The sequence below is a fragment of the Frigoribacterium sp. CFBP 8766 genome (assembly GCF_014841435.1).
Taxonomy (GTDB): Bacteria; Actinomycetota; Actinomycetes; order Actinomycetales; family Microbacteriaceae; genus Frigoribacterium.
This window is the reverse complement of the sequence record NZ_JACYTX010000001.1, coordinates 969323-983385: the sequence shown is the minus strand read 5'-3', so window position 1 is coordinate 983385 and position 14063 is coordinate 969323. Positions and strand designations below refer to the sequence as shown.

Here is a 14063-nt window from a genome sequence, read left to right as displayed (position 1 = left end):
TCCGCCGGCGCACCTCGGGACGATCAGCCCTCGACGGGCCGCCAGCCGGTCGCGGCGTCGACGATGCGCGCCAGCTGCTCGGGGTCGGTGCTGTTCTCGCCCAGCCGGTTGGGCTTGCCCGTCCCGTGGTAGTCGCTCGAGCCGGTCGTGATGAGGTCGTGCCGGGCCGCGAGCTCGCGCAGGCGCTCGGCGCCCGCCTCCGTGTTCTCGCGGTGCCGCACCTCGACGCCCAGCAGGCCCGCCTCGACGAGCTGCTCGAACGACCGCGCCGAGATGTTCGTGTCGCGTCCGCGCGTCGCCGGGTGGGCGATCACGGGGACGCCGCCGGCTGCACGGATGAGCCGGATCGCGTCGATCGGGCTGGGCGCCTCGTGCGGCTCGTAGTAGCCGGAGCGCCAGTGCAGGATGCCGGCGAACGCCGCGCTGCGGTCGGGCGCGAGGCCCGCGGCGACGAGGGCGTCGGCGATGTGGGGCCGTCCCAGGGTCGCGCCCGGCGTCGACTGGGCCAGGACGTCGGCCCAGCTCACGTCGTAGTCCGCCGCGATCCGCTCGACGATGCGCTCGGCGCGGTGCAGCCGGCTGTCGCGCAGGCGTGCCGTCTCGGCGACGAGCGCGGCGTCCTCGGGGTCGAACAGGTAGGCCAGCATGTGCACGCTGTTCATGCCGAGCCTCGTGCTCATCTCCATGCCCGGGACGAGCGTGAGGCCGGTGCCCGCGACGGCCCGGGTGGCCTCGGACCAGCCGGCCGTCGAGTCGTGGTCCGTGAGGGCCACGACGGCGAGGTCCGCGGAGACGGCCGCAGCCACGAGCTCGGCGGGGGTCTCCGTGCCGTCCGAGACGCTGCTGTGGGTGTGCAGGTCGATCGGGCGGTGGGGCATCCCCTCATCGTAGGCCGACACCGCTCCGGCCCGCCCGAGCGTCCTCCCTGCACAGGACGGGCGGTCGCCTATGCTCGGTCCCGCCATGATCCGTCGTCTCGTCGCCTTCGTCATCGTCCTCGCGGTCGCCGCCGCCCTGTTCGTCGTGCTCTGGCCGCAGCAGCTCGACCTCCAGCGGACGTGGCCCGTCGCCCAGCTGGTCTCGTTCCGCGGTGCGGCAGCGGCCGTCGCCGGCGTGCTGGCCGTGGTCCTCTTCGTCGTCGGGATCGCGGCTCGTCCGCTCCGGTCGATCGCCGCCTCCCTCGGGGTGCTGCTGCTCGTCTTCGGGGCCGTGTCGATCGGCGTGGCCGCCGCCAGGGGCATCGGCCGCGACGACTTCGTCGAGGCGCTGCCGACCGACCTGACGGTCGTGGTCTGGAACACCGAAGGAGGCGCGCCCGGCGCCGAGGCGATCGCCGCGTTGGCCGTCGAGGAGGGCGCGGAGATCGTGAGCCTTCCCGAGACGAGCGCCGAGACCGCGACAGCGGTGGCCGACGCCATGGCGGTGGCCGGGTTGCCGATGACCGTCAAGACCGTCGAGTACCCCGCCCAGGGCGGCTCGGAGCCGACGTCGTTGCTCATCGCGGCGGCCCTCGGCGAGTACACCGTCGCCCTGGCCGAGGACGGCACCGCCGTCGAGACGACGCCGCTCATGCCCTCGGTGGTCGCCACCCCGGCCTCGGGGACGGGGCCGACCATCGTCGCCGCCCACCCCGTCGCGCCGACGACCGCGCAGATGGACCCGTGGGAGGCGGGCCTCCGGTACCTCGCGGACGCCTGCACGGACGGGAACGTCATCATGGCGGGCGACTTCAACGCGACCCTCGACCACATGGCCGGCCTCGGGACCGCGGGCGGCGCTCTCGGCCGGTGCCGCGACGTCGGGGTGACGACCGCGAACGCCGGCCTGGGCACCTGGCCCACCGACCTCCCGCCGCTGCTCGGCACCCCCATCGACCACGTCCTCGCGACGCGTTCCTGGATGCCGACCGGCTACAAGGTCGTCACCGACCAGGACGAGGCCGGCAGCGACCACCGCCCCGTCGTCGCGCAGCTCACCATGACGGGCGCCTGACCCCGCACCGGGTTGGACGGCCCGCGACTTCGCGGGACAATGGCGGCATGGACGCACAGAAGGCACCCCGTGCCACCACGAACCGATCGACCACCCCCCGCTCGGACTCGTTCGAGGACTACATCTCGTCCCGGTGGGCCGATCGTGACGAGGTGATGCCGGCGGCGCGCGAGGAAGCCGCCTTCGCCGCCGCGCGCCGGGCTCGCCTCTCCGAGCTGCACCGGGGCGAGCGCCTCGTCGTCCCGGCCGGGCGCGCGAAGGTCCGCTCGAACGACTGCGACTACCCGTTCCGGGCGCACTCCGCCTTCGCGCACCTGACCGGCTGGGGCTCCGCCACCGTGCCCGGCTCGGTGCTCGTCCTGGAGCCCGCCGGCGACGGACACGAGGCCACGCTGTACTTCCGCGCCAGCGCCGGTCGCGAGTCGGACGAGTTCTACGCCGACCCCGAGATCGGGGAGTTCTGGACGGGACCTCGCCCCTCGCTCGCGCAGGTCGGTGCCGACCTCGACCTCGCCACCCGTGAGCTCGCCGAGCTCGACGCGGTCGTCGCCTCGTCGACCGGCGCCACCCTCGTGCTCCGCGAGGCCGACCCCGAGCTGACCGCGCGCGTCGACGCCGTCGTCGCGGCCGCCGTCGACTCCGCCGGCCCGGACGAGACGGGCACGGACGAGACGGACGCGGACGCGACCGACGCCGACCTGACGTCCGCCGCAGCCGTCGACGTCCTGGCCCGCGACGCGAGCGAGCTGCGCCTCGTCAAGGACGCGTGGGAGGTGGCGCAGATGCGGCAGGCGGTCGCCGTCACCGGCCGCGGCTTCTCGGACGTCATCGCGGACTTCGACGACATCGTCGCCCACCCCCGCGGCGAGCGCCTCGTCGAGGGCACCTTCAACCGCCGCGCCCGGGCCGACGGCAACACGGTGGGCTACGACACCATCGCGGCCTCCGGCGACCACGCCTGCGTGCTGCACTGGACCCGCAACGACGGCCCGGTCGCCGACGGCGACCTGATCCTGATCGACGCCGGCATCGAGCTCGACAGCCTCTACACCGCCGACATCACCCGGACGCTGCCGGTGTCGGGCCGCTTCAGCGACGTGCAGCGACTCGTCTACGAGGCCGTGCTCGAGGCCGCAGATGCCGCCTTCGCCATCGTGCGCCCCGGCATCGCGTTCCGCGAGATCCACGCCGCCGCGATGCAGGTCATCGCCGAGCGCACCGCCGAGTGGGGCTTCCTGCCCGTCAGCGCCGCGGAGAGCCTCGAGCCCGACCACCAGTACCACCGCCGCTACATGGTGCACGGCACGAGCCACCACCTCGGCATGGACGTGCACGACTGCGCAGCCGCGCGTCGCGACCTCTACCTCGACGGCGTCCTCGAGCCCGGCATGGTGTTCACCATCGAGCCCGGCCTGTACTTCCAGCCCGACGACCTCACCGTGCCCGAGGAGTTCCGCGGCGTCGGCGTCCGGATCGAGGACGACATCCTGGTGACGGCCGACGGTGCCGAGAACCTCTCGGTCGGCATCCCGCGCACGGTCGCGGACGTCGAGGCCTGGATCGCCCGCCCGTAGCACCGTTCCCACGGGGAGGCCCTCGGCCCCCACGGGAAGAGCCCCGGTCCCCCTCAGGGGGCCGGGGCTCTCGTGTGGCCGGAGCACGGGCCCCGCAGGAGGCGCGTGCCGTGCAGCTGCGTCAGTCGCGCCCGGTGCCGGGCCCCGACTCCGTGCCGTCCACGCCGTCAGCGCGTCCCGCGCCGTCCACGCCGTCGGTCCGGTCCACCTCGCCCGCGGGACCGGCGACGTCGTCGCCGCGCCGTCGGCTCGTCACGAGCACGACGACCACGGCCACGAGCGCCAGCACGACGATGCCGATCCCGATGCCCACGACGAGGCCGAGGTTCGACTGGTCCGGGTCGGCGGTCTGGGCGAGGGCCTCGCCGGTGGCGCCGTCGGTCGGGTCCGCCGAGGCCGACGGGACGGCTGCGCCCGTCGACTCCGCGCCTCCCGGCTCCTCCGAGGCCGTGGGCTGCCCCGCACCGGCCGCGCCCGCGCCCTCGTCCGAGCTGTCGCAGGCGGGCCGGGTGGCGGCTCCCTCGGCGACGCTCGCCCCGGCGGGCGGCGCCCAGGTGAAGGGCAGCGACGCCGACACGGTGTGGCCGTCAGCCGAGACGGCCTGGTACGTCATGGTGTAGTCGCCCGCCGCGCCGAGCGCGACCCCGGTGCTGAGGGTGGCCCCGCCGGTGGCCGAGCAGCCGTCCTCGAAGTGCCGCCCGGAGGCGTCGGTCACCTCGAGCACGTTCGACGAGCCGGTGCCCGACAGGTCGAGGATCACGTCGTTGAAGGTGATCGACGCCTCGGAGAGCTCGACGGTCTGCGTGCTGCCCTCGGCGGGCGTGCTGCTCACGACGTAGTCGTGCGCCGAGGCGGACGAGACCGGTGCGAGCGCGAGCAGGCCCGCCGCCCCGACGCCCAGGACGCCGACGACGAGGGCGGCACGGGACGGTCGCCGGCCGGCCGGCGCGCGACCGGGCAGGGGCGAGGAGGCGCGGATCACCGGCGCTCCCCCGCCCCGTCCGTGCCGGGTCGGGTCGCACCCGCGGCGCGAGGCCGTCGGGTCAGCGCCACGACGCTCACGACGAGCGCGACGGCGCCGAGCGCGAGACCGCCGATGCCGATGCCCACGGCGACCGAGTCCGAGGCGGAGCCGGCGTCGCCGGACGACGAGTCGTCGCCCGCGGCGACGGCGGCGCCGTCCGCACCGCCCGACATGTCGTGGCCGCCGTGCTCGTCGGCGGGCGGGGCGTCCTCGACGTAGAGCACCGGGGCCGGGAACTCCGGCTCCTCGCCCGAGGCCGGAGTCTCGTCCGCCCAGTCGACGACCGAGCCGTCCGAGTAGGTCTGGTGGGCGGGCAACGTGATCGAGCCGGTCTCCGGCACCGCTCCCGCGGAGATGACGAACTGCTGGAACTCCCCCGGGCCGACCTGGGTGCCGGGGTCGGCCGTCCAGGTGACCTCGGTGGGCGCCTCCGTCACGGTCGCGCCGTCGAGCTGGACGGGCTCGGGGAGGGTGCTCGTGGTGACGACCGTGGTCCAGCCGGGCAGCGGCTGGTAGGTGACCGACGTGAAGGGCGTGTCGGTCGGCAGGTCGACGGTGAGGCCGACGGTCCCGGCCGTGGCCGACTCGGTCGGCACCTTGAAGGTGAGGGTGGCGTACGAGCCGGGGTCGACCTGGGCCGGGTTCACGCGCACGTGCGCCGACGCCGCCAGGGGGGCGGCGAGCGTGAGCAGTGCCGCGGCGCCGAGGGCTGCGGCGACGCGCGCAGCGGCGGCCGGACGCGAGGAGGAGCGGGTGGTGGTCATGGTGGTGGTCCTGTCTGGCCGCGCGGCGGCGGCCGGTGTCGTCTGGTCCGGGCCTCGTCGTCGAGCGGACGGCGGGCCGGGCACCGGCGTCGGGAGTCGACGCCGGTGCGGTGGTCAGACGGGCAGGGGCGGACCGCGGAGGGGCCTCGCGCCGATCGCCCGGAGGGGCGGCGCACGCCGCCCCGGCAGGGCGAGGACGGGACGGAGGCGTGGGCCCGTGCTCACGGGCGGCACGGCCCCGGAGAGAGCACGACGGACGCGGGCGAGGCCGTGGACGGCCACCAGAGCCAGGCGCTCGAGGCAGTGGGCGCCCCAGCGCAGCCCGACCGCGGTGACGAGCGCGGCGGCCGCGTGCGCGGCCCACATCAGCCCGCCGGCCATCGCCATGTGGTGCCCGCCGGGCGCGGCGAGCACGTCGGACGCGCCGGCCGTGACGACCAGGGGCGAGTGGTGCCCGCCCACGGCCGAGGAGCCGGAGCCGGAGCCGGCGGCGGCGGCGCCCAGCGAGAACAGGAGGTGGAACGCGAGCTGGCTGGCGGCGACCGAGACGGCGAGACGGAGCAGCGAGGCCCGGCGGCCGGTCAACGCGATGCAGAGGGGCACCGAGAAGGCGAGCGCGAGCACCACCCCGAGCGTGCCGGGCTCGGCGCCACCGCCCGCGACGTGCGAGAAGGCGGCGACGACGACGGAGAAGCCGGCGGTCAGCCAGCCGCGGACGAACCGCGTCCATCTCGGGGCCATGGCGCTCTCTCGGGGTCGGGGACGGTCGCGCCAGTTTACCGGCGGCCGGGGTCGGCCACGGGCCGGGACGGGACAGGTCCGTCGACGCCGAGCGACCTCTCCCGCCGGTCGCGGCGGGGAGGCAGGCGAGGGCTGCAGATGCAGTCGCCGTCGCCGCTCTGGGACAGCGGGGTCACGGGTCGGCAACGATCCCGCACGACGGGTCGGGCGCCTCCTACGCTCGCCCCATGGGGCGGCTGAGCACGACCACGACGACCGGGGCGGTGCTCGTCGTGCTGCTGGTCACGGCGGGCTGCGCCCTCGACGCCACGGCGCCGCCTCGGCCCGTGGCCGAGGTCGTCGAGGGTCCCCCCGACTGCGCGCTGAGCACCGACGCCTGGATCGTGCCCGAGCCGGGCGCCGCGCCGTCGGCCCCGCCGCCTCCCCTGGCCGGGTCGGTGCCGGACGGCTTCACGCCGGTCTCCGCCGTGCGGTGCGCCTGGACGACGGACAGCGTCGACGACGCCGACGGCCGCTGGTCCGCACGCCTCGAGACGACCTGGACGGACGACCTCGACCGGCTGCTCGCCGCCCTCGCCCTGCCCGATGAGACCGGCGGCTCGGGCGTGTGCACCGCTGACATGGAGATCGTGCCCGACCTCTGGCTGACCTCGGCCGACGGACGGTCGATGCGCGCGGCCTGGCCGGTGACCCCGTGCGGCGGGACGCTGCCCGGCACGCACGACGTGCTCGACGCGCTCCCCGTCGAGGAGGAACGGCTCGTCCGCGTCTCGCTCGTCCAGAGCCGGGCGGCGCTCGACGCCGGCTGCAGCATGCAGGCCTCCCTGCCCTGGATGCTCGGCGTCGGGACCACGACCAGGATCGAGGGCCTGGAGCCCGACGACGTCGTGACCGACGACGCGGCCGGCACGACGACGGTGCCGGCCGTCCCCGCCCAGCCGATGGCGCCTCCTGCGCTGCCCGACCCGGCCGACCTCGACCGCGCCTGCGTGTACGCGGTCGACCCGCCGCTCCCGGAGCCCGCGGCGCCCACCGACAGCCCGTTCGGCACCGGCGCCGGGTCAGGGTCCGCGGCGGCGCCGGGGACGATCTCGAAGTCGGTCACGAGCGGGACGTTCACGCGGGTCGTGCCGCTCGCGGACGGAGTCGGGTCCCGGCTGGTGCTCGCCGCGGGGCAGCCGTCGACACCCGGGCTCGAGCAGTGCGACGCGACGACGACGTCGTTCGTGACGCTCCCCGACCACGCGGCGGGCGCTTCCTTGCCGTCGGACCCGCTGCTCACCGCCGAGCTGGACGGCTGCGGGCGGCTGCTGACGAGCGACGGAGGCGCGAGGCCCCTCCCCGAGGACCTCGCGGCGGCGCTGCGCGGCTGACCGGACCGGCGGGCGTGCCGGCCGACCGGACCGATCGACGAGCTGGTCGCCTCACCGCCCGGTCTGCGGCCCCGCGAGGATCTGCTGCGCGCGGTGGGTGAGCTCCGGGTCGACGACGATCTGGTAGCTGCGGGCGAGCACCTGGTGGGTCGAGGTGAAGTCGCGGCGGCGCCGGCTGATCGCGAAGCTGGCGAGTCCGTAGAGCATGCCGAAGCCGGCGCCGATCAGCGACGCCGCCAGGATCGTCGTGACGGAGGCGGTGTCGGGCGAGAAGAGGAGCATGACGGCCCCGAAGAAGACGCCGATCCAGAGGCCCGTGACGGCACCGGCCAGCGCCGCACGGCCGTAGGTCAGCCGGCCGGTGACCCGCTCGACCGTGGTGAGCTCGTTCCCGATGATCGCGAGCTGCGCGATGGGGAAGTCGGCGTGCGACAGGCGCTCGACGACGGCCTGGGCCTCGGGGTAGCTGGCGTACGTCCCGAGGACGTCGCCGCGGGGCAGGGTCGGGACGCTCGGCGCTCGGCGGCCCCAGGGGCTCGGGTTCGTCATGAGAGCAGTGAAACACGTCGGCATGGACGGCAGCACGCGGCGCGGTCGGGCTGAGCGACTAACTTGGAGGCGTGAGCGCCACCAGAGTCTTCGTCGCCCGTCTCGCCGGGTGCTCCGTCTTCGACCCCGCCGGCGACAAGGTCGGCAAGGTGAGGGACGTCCTCGTCGTCTACCGCCGTGAGGACCCGCCGCGGGTCGTCGGCCTGATCGTCGAGGTGCCCGGCAAGCGCCGCGTCTTCGTCAGCATCGGCCGGGTCACGAGCATCGGCTCGGGGCAGATCATCACGAGCGGCACGATCACCCTGCGTCGCTTCGAGCAGCGCGGGGGCGAGACCCGCGTCATCGCCGAGATGCTCGGCCGACGGGTCTCCCTGCGCCGGGACGGCGGCCGCGCCGTCGTCGAGGACGTCGCGATCGACGAGGTCAGCGAGGGCGACTGGGAGATCGGCCAGCTGTTCCTGCGCCGCCCGAAGACCACGCCGTCGCCCTTCGGCAAGGGCCCCACCGCGTTCGCCACGTGGGACGAGGTCGTGGAGGAGAACGAGCCCGGCGAGGCCCAGAGCGCCGAGCACCTCATCGCCGCCTACTCCGACCTCGTGCCCGCCGACCTCGCGAACACGCTGCTCGACCTGACCCCCGAGCGCCGCCTCGAGGTGGCCTCCGAGCTGTCCGACGACCGCCTGGCCGACGTGCTCGAGGAGCTGCCGGAGGACGAGCAGGTCGAGATCTTCTCCCAGCTCGACGACCAGCGCGCCGCGGGCGTGCTCGACCAGATGCAGCCCGACGACGCCGCCGACCTCATGTCCCAGCTCGGCGACGAGCGCAAGGAGCAGCTGCTCCAGCTGATGGAGCCGGAGGAGGCGGACGACGTCCGCATGCTGCTCAGCTACGACGCCGACACCGCCGGCGGCCTGATGACCACCGAGCCGGTGATCGTCTCCGCCGACGCGACGGTGGCCGAGGGCCTCGCCCTGATCCGGCGCCACGAGCTGGCGCCGGCGCTCGGGGCCGCCGTCTGCGTCACGCTGCCGCCGTACGAGCCGCCGACCGGCCGGTTCCTCGGCATGGTGCACTTCCAGCGGATGCTCCGCTACCCGCCCAACGAGCGCCTCGGCACGCTGCTCGACCAGCAGCTCGAACCGGTCCGCGTCGACGCGACCGCCCTCGAGGTGACGCGGGTCATGGCGACGTACAACCTCGTCAGCGTGCCCGTCGTCGACGCCGCCCACCGCCTCGTCGGGGTGGTGACCATCGACGACGTCCTGGACCACGTGCTGCCCGACGACTGGCGCAGCAACGACCAGGACAGACCGCTCAGCCGCTCCCGGGCGCGTGCCCGCCGCGCCCCCCTGACCACGACCCCGACGACTACCCCGAGGAGGACCACCGGTGGCACGCGATAACCGGAGCACCGTCCGACTCGACTCGCCCAAGGGCCTCCGCACCCGGGTGCTGCCGGGGCGGCGCCGTGCGGGGCGCGACCGCTTCGGCCGCGCCACGGAGGCGATCGCCCGGGCCATGGGCACGCCGCAGTTCCTGATCGCCCTGACGGCGTTCTGCGTGCTGTGGATGGTCTACAACACGACGGCGCCCGACTCGATCCGCTTCGACAGCGCCGCGATCGGCTTCACGGCGCTGACGCTGATCCTCTCGCTGCAGGCCTCGTACGCCGCGCCCCTGATCCTCCTCGCGCAGAACCGCCAGGACGACCGCGACCGCGTCCAGTTCGAGCAGGACCGCCAGCGGGCCGAGCGCAACCTCGCCGACACCGAGTACCTCGCCCGCGAGGTCGTGGCCCTGCGGATCGCGATCCGCGACATGGCCAGCAAGGACTTCATCCGGGCCGAGCTGAGGGGGCTGCTCGACGAGATGGACCGTCGGGACGAGGAGGCGGCTGCGGCGGCCACGACGGACGACGCGCCCCGTGGCTGACACCGCTGACGCGGGCACCCCCGCCGCTCGCGTGCGGACGGCGCTGGGATCGGTGCTCGACCCCGAGATCCGCCGACCGGTCACCGAGCTGGACATGATCGGCGACGTGTCGGTCGACGCTGCGGGCGCGGCGACGGTCTCGGTCAAGCTGACCATCGTGGGCTGCCCCGCGGCCGACACGATCGAGCGCGACGTGCGCGCCGCGACGGCCTCGGTCGACGGCGTCACGGACGTGACGGTCGCCGTCACCGTCATGACGAAGGAGGAGCGACACGCGCTCACCGAGAAGCTGCGGGCCGGACGGGGCGCCCGCGTGCAGCAGTTCGGGCCGGACTCGCTCACCCGCGTCATCGCGGTCACCAGCGGCAAGGGAGGCGTGGGCAAGTCGACCGTGACCGCCAACCTCGCCGTCGCGCTCGCGGCCCGCGGCCTGTCGGTCGGCATCGTCGACGCCGACGTCTACGGCTTCAGCATCCCGGGCCTGCTCGGCCTGGTCGGCCCGGACGGCGCCGCCGTCAAGCCCACGCAGGTCGACGACATGATCCTGCCCCCCGTGGCCCACGGGGTGAAGGTGATCTCGATCGGCATGTTCGTCGACGACTCCTCCGTCGCGGTGGCCTGGCGCGGACCGATGCTGCACCGCACCATCCAGCAGTTCCTCACGGACGTGTTCTTCGGCGACCTCGACGTGCTGCTGCTCGACCTGCCGCCCGGCACGGGCGACGTCGCGATCTCGGTCGGGCAGCTGCTGCCCCACGCCGAGGTGCTCGTCGTGACGACGCCGCAGCCCGCGGCGGCCGACGTCGCCGAGCGCAGCGGCGTCGTGGCCCGCCAGACCGGCCAGCGCCTCCTCGGGGTGGTCGAGAACATGGCCGGGCTCGCCCAGCCCGACGGCACCGTGCTCGAGCTGTTCGGCACCGGAGGCGGCGCCGAGACCGCACGCCGCCTCTCGGCCGGGCAGGAGGCCGACGTACCGCTGCTCGCCAGCGTGCCGCTGAGCCTCGGGCTGCGCGAGGGCGGCGACCTGGGGGCGCCCGTCGTCGTCGCGGCGCCCGACGACCCTGCGGCGCGGGTCATCGACGCGCTCGCGGGCACCCTCGCGGTGCGCCCGCGCAGCCTCGTCGGCCGCCGGCTGGGCCTCAGCGTCAGCTGACGGCGTCGCCTGACGGCATCCGTGTGCACGAGAGGCCCCCGTGCAGGTGCACGGGGGCCTCTCGGGTGTCTCGATCACTCGCCTCTCGCGGGCCGTCGCGCTCAGGAGGAGACGCGACCTGCCCGCCGACTCGTCATCGGTTCCAGCACGGACCGGCGGCGAGGGGAGGCGGCGACGAGCCGACTAGGACCAGCGGGTGAAGGTGCGGGTCGGGATGGCGCGGTAGCCGTCGCGGGCGACCGCGACGACGGATCCGACGATGCCGATGCTCGCGGCGACGGCCAGGACGATGATTCCGGTGAACATGTTCTTCTCTTTGTCTGCGCTGTCGCGCGGTGTGGGCAGGACGATCGACCGCCTCCTGGACCGGGTCGTGCAGGGCACGACGACAGGTCTCGTAGGCGGTCGGTCAGCCTCGTTGCGGATGCTCGGGACCAGGTCGACCGAGCGGAGAGGGCATGGGGTCCCTCTGATGACAAGGTCAAGTCTGCGCCCTCACAAAGGGAAGCACAACCATGGTTTTCTACCGTGACACCGTAGAATCGCTACATGGACGTCAAGAGGCTCGAACTGCTCCGGGAACTCGCCGAGCGGGGCAGCATCGCCGCCGTCGCCAAGGCGACGCACCGCACCCCCTCGGCCGTCTCGCAGCAGCTGAAGGTCCTCGAGAAGGAGGCCGGGGTCGCCCTGACCGAGCGGGTGGGCCGGGGCGTCGTCCTGACGGGCTCGGGCCGCGTCCTCGCCCAGACCGCCACCGACGTGGCCGTGGCCCTCGAGCGCGCCCAAGCCGTCTGGGCCGACTTCGTCGCGACGCCCCAGGGCGAGGTCACCCTCGCGACCTTCCCCACCGGCGGGCAGATGCTGCTGCCGGGCCTGCTCCGGACCATCGCCGAGACGCCGGGCCTCACGGTCGTGGCGACCGACCACGACCCGTCGATCCTCGAGTTCGCCGACCTCGCCGCCGACCACGACGTCGTCGTCGCGCACTCCCCGGACGGGCGCGCCTGGCGCGGGCGCGGGCTCGTGACGGTCCCGCTGCTCACGGAGCCCCTCGACGTGGCGCTGCCGGCCGACCACCGACTCGCGGGACGGGCCTCGCTGTCGCCGGGCGACCTCGAGGGCGAGACCTGGATCGGGGTCCCCACCGACTTCCCGTTCGAGTGGGTCTACCGCGAGATCGAGCGCGTCACGGGCAGCCCCGTGCGCGTCGCCCAGCGCTTCAGCGACACCAAGGTGACCGAGTCGCTGGTGGGCGCCGGCCTCGGCATCGCCGTACTGCCGCGGTTCACCGCGAAGGAGGCGCGGGACGACATGGTCCTGCTGCCCCTCGAGAGCATCCGAGCCGTCCGCTACGTCTCGGTGCTGATGCGTCGCGACCGGGCGGAGCGCCCGTCCGTCCGCCGCGTCGTCGACGCCCTGCGCGCAGAGGCCTCGCGGGTCGCCGCGCTGCACGGCGGGGTCTGACGCGGTGCTGCAGGGCCGGAGCTGCGCGACCGGCGGCGGGGCAGGGCTAGGTCGCCTCGGCGTCCCACGGGGGCACCTCGCCGACGGCGAGAGGCTCGGGCGCCGGCCGCGGGCCGCCGCCCGGGAGCCCGACCGACACGGCAGCCGCCGTCGCCGGGGCCATCGCGCCCGACACCGGCTTGGTGGCCGCCTCGGGGGCGTCGAGGAGGGCATCGCGGATGATGCGCCGCGGGTCGTACTGCCGCGGGTCGAGCTTCTGCCACTCGACCTCGTCGAACTCGGGCCCCATCTCGTCGCGCATGCGGGCCTTGGCGCCGTTCGCCATGTCGCGCAGGCTGCGGACGAGCTGGGCCAGCTTCGAGGCGTAGCCGGGCAGGCGCTCGGGGCCGAGGAGGAAGACGGCGAGCACGCCGATCACCAGGAGCTTGTCGAACGTCAGACCGAACAGGGACACGCATGCAGACTAACGTCTGCCCCCGACAGCCAGCCCCTAGGCTTGGGCACCGAGGAGTGAGTGTGTCGCAGATCGAATCGAGCTGGAAGTTCGCGGAAGAACTCGTGACGGAGAGCGGACCGCTGGCCGAGGCTCGGCAGCACTCGCTCGAGGTCGGGGTCGAGGCCGTCTCCCCCGCCGTCGGCGCGCAGCTGGCCGTCGCCACCGCCTCGTCGCGGGCCCGCAGCATCATCGAGATCGGCACCGGGGTCGGCGTCAGCGGCCTCTGGCTGCTCGCCGGTGCGCCCGACGCGACCCTCACCTCCATCGACCGTGAGATCGAGCACCAGCAGGCGGCGCGCGACGCCTACCTGCGCGGCGGCGTGCCCGCCGCCCGGGTGCGCCTGATCACCGGCCGGGCCGCCGAGGTGCTGCCCCGCATGAACGAGAACAGCTACGACGTGGTCTTCGTCGACGCCGATCCCGGCTCCGTCATCGAGTACGTCGAGCACGGACTCCGGATGGCCCGCCCCGGCGGCCTCGTGCTCGTCGCGCACGCGCTGTGGCACGGTGCGGTCGCCAACCCGGCCAGGCGCGACGCGACGACGACGGGATTCCGCACCCTGCTCACCGAGGTCTCGACCTCGCCCGCCGTGATCAGCTCGCTGTCGACGGCCGGCGACGGCCTCCTCCAGCTCGTCAAGCGCTGACGCCCCCGAGCCCGGCGCAGGGCGCCCTGCGCCGGGCGCCGGGAGCACCGCGTCCGGACGCACGCCGACGCCCCGCCGGCCTGGGGCCGACGGGGCGTCGAGGGTGATGCGGGAGGTCGTGCCTAGTCGCCGACGACGTTCGCCAGCGCGTCGTGGAGCTCTCGTGCTTCGTCGTCGTTGACCGACACCACGAGGCGGCCGCCACCTTCGAGCGGAACGCGCACGATGATGAGACGGCCCTCCTTCACGGCCTCCATAGGCCCGTCGCCGGTCCTCGGCTTCATGGCTGCCATCAGATAGTCCCCTTTCGCGAAGATTCAGATCCCATTATCTGTGATTCTGCGGCTGACACCT

The 14063-nt window shown here is 74.4% G+C and carries 16 protein-coding genes; 8 read left to right on the top strand and 8 right to left on the bottom strand.

Features of this window, described 5'->3' with window-relative positions:
• Positions 1-23: 23 nt before the first annotated feature.
• Positions 24-878, bottom strand: a complete 855-nt coding sequence (locus tag IFT90_RS04665) for a PHP domain-containing protein (RefSeq protein WP_192041159.1) — start codon at positions 876-878, stop codon at positions 24-26.
• Positions 879-963: 85 nt separating this feature from the next.
• On the opposite strand from IFT90_RS04665, the gene IFT90_RS04660 reads away from it, so the two are divergent.
• Both IFT90_RS04660 and IFT90_RS04655 read left to right on the top strand, forming a co-directional pair.
• Positions 964-1992, top strand: coding sequence for an endonuclease/exonuclease/phosphatase family protein (locus IFT90_RS04660; RefSeq protein WP_192041158.1), 1029 nt, complete (start codon positions 964-966; stop codon positions 1990-1992).
• A gap of 47 nt (positions 1993-2039) precedes the next feature.
• Positions 2040-3566, top strand: a complete 1527-nt coding sequence (locus IFT90_RS04655) for an aminopeptidase P family protein (RefSeq protein ID WP_192041157.1) — start codon at positions 2040-2042, stop codon at positions 3564-3566.
• A 121-nt stretch (positions 3567-3687) separates the two neighbouring features.
• Here IFT90_RS04655 and IFT90_RS04650 read toward each other — a convergent pair whose 3' ends face one another.
• From IFT90_RS04650 to IFT90_RS04640, 3 genes are all read right to left on the bottom strand, one after another.
• The gene (locus IFT90_RS04650; RefSeq protein ID WP_371812098.1) at positions 3688-4548 is read right to left on the bottom strand and encodes a copper resistance protein CopC; all 861 of its coding nucleotides are present in this window, start codon (positions 4546-4548) and stop codon (positions 3688-3690) included.
• On the bottom strand, positions 4545-5354 hold the full coding sequence (locus tag IFT90_RS04645; RefSeq protein WP_192041156.1) for a YcnI family protein: 810 nt from the start codon (positions 5352-5354) through the stop codon (positions 4545-4547). The genes IFT90_RS04650 and IFT90_RS04645 overlap by 4 nt, the downstream gene beginning before the upstream one ends.
• A 114-nt stretch (positions 5355-5468) precedes the next feature.
• The gene (locus tag IFT90_RS04640; protein WP_192041155.1) at positions 5469-6095 is read right to left on the bottom strand and encodes a hypothetical protein; all 627 of its coding nucleotides are present in this window, start codon (positions 6093-6095) and stop codon (positions 5469-5471) included.
• Positions 6096-6322: 227 nt separating this feature from the next.
• On the opposite strand from IFT90_RS04640, the gene IFT90_RS04635 reads away from it, so the two are divergent.
• Positions 6323-7468, top strand: a complete 1146-nt coding sequence (locus IFT90_RS04635; protein WP_192041154.1) for a hypothetical protein — start codon at positions 6323-6325, stop codon at positions 7466-7468.
• Between the two features lie 51 nt (positions 7469-7519).
• Here the strand turns inward: IFT90_RS04635 and IFT90_RS04630 are convergent, their stop codons facing one another.
• The gene (locus IFT90_RS04630) at positions 7520-8017 is read right to left on the bottom strand and encodes a general stress protein (RefSeq protein WP_192041153.1); all 498 of its coding nucleotides are present in this window, start codon (positions 8015-8017) and stop codon (positions 7520-7522) included.
• 71 nt (positions 8018-8088) lie between these two features.
• Between IFT90_RS04630 and IFT90_RS04625 the strand changes: the two genes are divergently transcribed.
• Genes IFT90_RS04625 through IFT90_RS04615 form a run of 3 tightly spaced genes read left to right on the top strand, consistent with a single transcriptional unit; the run spans position 8089 to position 11102 of the window.
• On the top strand, positions 8089-9420 hold the full coding sequence (locus IFT90_RS04625; RefSeq protein ID WP_133738542.1) for a magnesium transporter MgtE N-terminal domain-containing protein: 1332 nt from the start codon (positions 8089-8091) through the stop codon (positions 9418-9420).
• On the top strand, positions 9407-9949 hold the full coding sequence (locus tag IFT90_RS04620) for a DUF1003 domain-containing protein (protein ID WP_192041152.1): 543 nt from the start codon (positions 9407-9409) through the stop codon (positions 9947-9949). Before IFT90_RS04625 ends, IFT90_RS04620 begins: the two co-directional genes overlap by 14 nt.
• Positions 9942-11102 (top strand): P-loop NTPase, encoded by a 1161-nt coding sequence (locus IFT90_RS04615; protein ID WP_192041151.1) that lies wholly within the window; start codon positions 9942-9944, stop codon positions 11100-11102. The genes IFT90_RS04620 and IFT90_RS04615 overlap by 8 nt, the downstream gene beginning before the upstream one ends.
• A gap of 183 nt (positions 11103-11285) precedes the next feature.
• Here the strand turns inward: IFT90_RS04615 and IFT90_RS17275 are convergent, their stop codons facing one another.
• Positions 11286-11408 carry a hypothetical protein gene (locus IFT90_RS17275; RefSeq protein ID WP_255416193.1) on the bottom strand — a complete coding sequence of 41 codons (123 nt, stop codon included), beginning with the start codon at positions 11406-11408 and terminating at the stop codon, positions 11286-11288.
• Between the two features lie 243 nt (positions 11409-11651).
• On the opposite strand from IFT90_RS17275, the gene IFT90_RS04610 reads away from it, so the two are divergent.
• Positions 11652-12566 carry a LysR family transcriptional regulator gene (locus tag IFT90_RS04610; protein ID WP_123548134.1) on the top strand — a complete coding sequence of 305 codons (915 nt, stop codon included), beginning with the start codon at positions 11652-11654 and terminating at the stop codon, positions 12564-12566.
• Between the two features lie 46 nt (positions 12567-12612).
• Here the strand turns inward: IFT90_RS04610 and IFT90_RS04605 are convergent, their stop codons facing one another.
• Entirely contained in the window at positions 12613-13014 is a 402-nt protein-coding gene (locus tag IFT90_RS04605) for a Sec-independent protein translocase TatB (protein ID WP_123548342.1), read from the bottom strand.
• 68 nt (positions 13015-13082) lie between these two features.
• Between IFT90_RS04605 and IFT90_RS04600 the strand changes: the two genes are divergently transcribed.
• On the top strand, positions 13083-13709 hold the full coding sequence (locus tag IFT90_RS04600) for an O-methyltransferase (RefSeq protein ID WP_166644796.1): 627 nt from the start codon (positions 13083-13085) through the stop codon (positions 13707-13709).
• A 122-nt stretch (positions 13710-13831) separates the two neighbouring features.
• Here IFT90_RS04600 and IFT90_RS04595 read toward each other — a convergent pair whose 3' ends face one another.
• Positions 13832-14002: a DUF3117 domain-containing protein gene (locus IFT90_RS04595; protein ID WP_123548132.1), complete on the bottom strand. Its 171-nt coding sequence runs from the start codon at positions 14000-14002 to the stop codon at positions 13832-13834.
• Positions 14003-14063 lie beyond the last annotated feature (61 nt).

What these genes read in the sequence shown, in the direction of transcription:
- IFT90_RS04665 (WP_192041159.1), bottom strand. Translation starts at nt 878, where the DNA reads ATGCCCCACCGCCCGATCGACCTGCACACCCACAGCAGCGTCTCGGAC.
- IFT90_RS04660 (WP_192041158.1), top strand. Translation starts at nt 964, where the DNA reads ATGATCCGTCGTCTCGTCGCCTTCGTCATCGTCCTCGCGGTCGCCGCC.
- IFT90_RS04655 (WP_192041157.1), top strand. Translation starts at nt 2,040, where the DNA reads ATGGACGCACAGAAGGCACCCCGTGCCACCACGAACCGATCGACCACC.
- IFT90_RS04645 (WP_192041156.1), bottom strand. Translation starts at nt 5,354, where the DNA reads ATGACCACCACCCGCTCCTCCTCGCGTCCGGCCGCCGCTGCGCGCGTC.
- IFT90_RS04640 (WP_192041155.1), bottom strand. Translation starts at nt 6,095, where the DNA reads ATGGCCCCGAGATGGACGCGGTTCGTCCGCGGCTGGCTGACCGCCGGC.
- IFT90_RS04635 (WP_192041154.1), top strand. Translation starts at nt 6,323, where the DNA reads ATGGGGCGGCTGAGCACGACCACGACGACCGGGGCGGTGCTCGTCGTG.
- IFT90_RS04630 (WP_192041153.1), bottom strand. Translation starts at nt 8,017, where the DNA reads ATGACGAACCCGAGCCCCTGGGGCCGCCGAGCGCCGAGCGTCCCGACC.
- IFT90_RS17275 (WP_255416193.1), bottom strand. Translation starts at nt 11,408, where the DNA reads ATGTTCACCGGAATCATCGTCCTGGCCGTCGCCGCGAGCATCGGCATC.
- IFT90_RS04610 (WP_123548134.1), top strand. Translation starts at nt 11,652, where the DNA reads ATGGACGTCAAGAGGCTCGAACTGCTCCGGGAACTCGCCGAGCGGGGC.
- IFT90_RS04595 (WP_123548132.1), bottom strand. Translation starts at nt 14,002, where the DNA reads ATGGCAGCCATGAAGCCGAGGACCGGCGACGGGCCTATGGAGGCCGTG.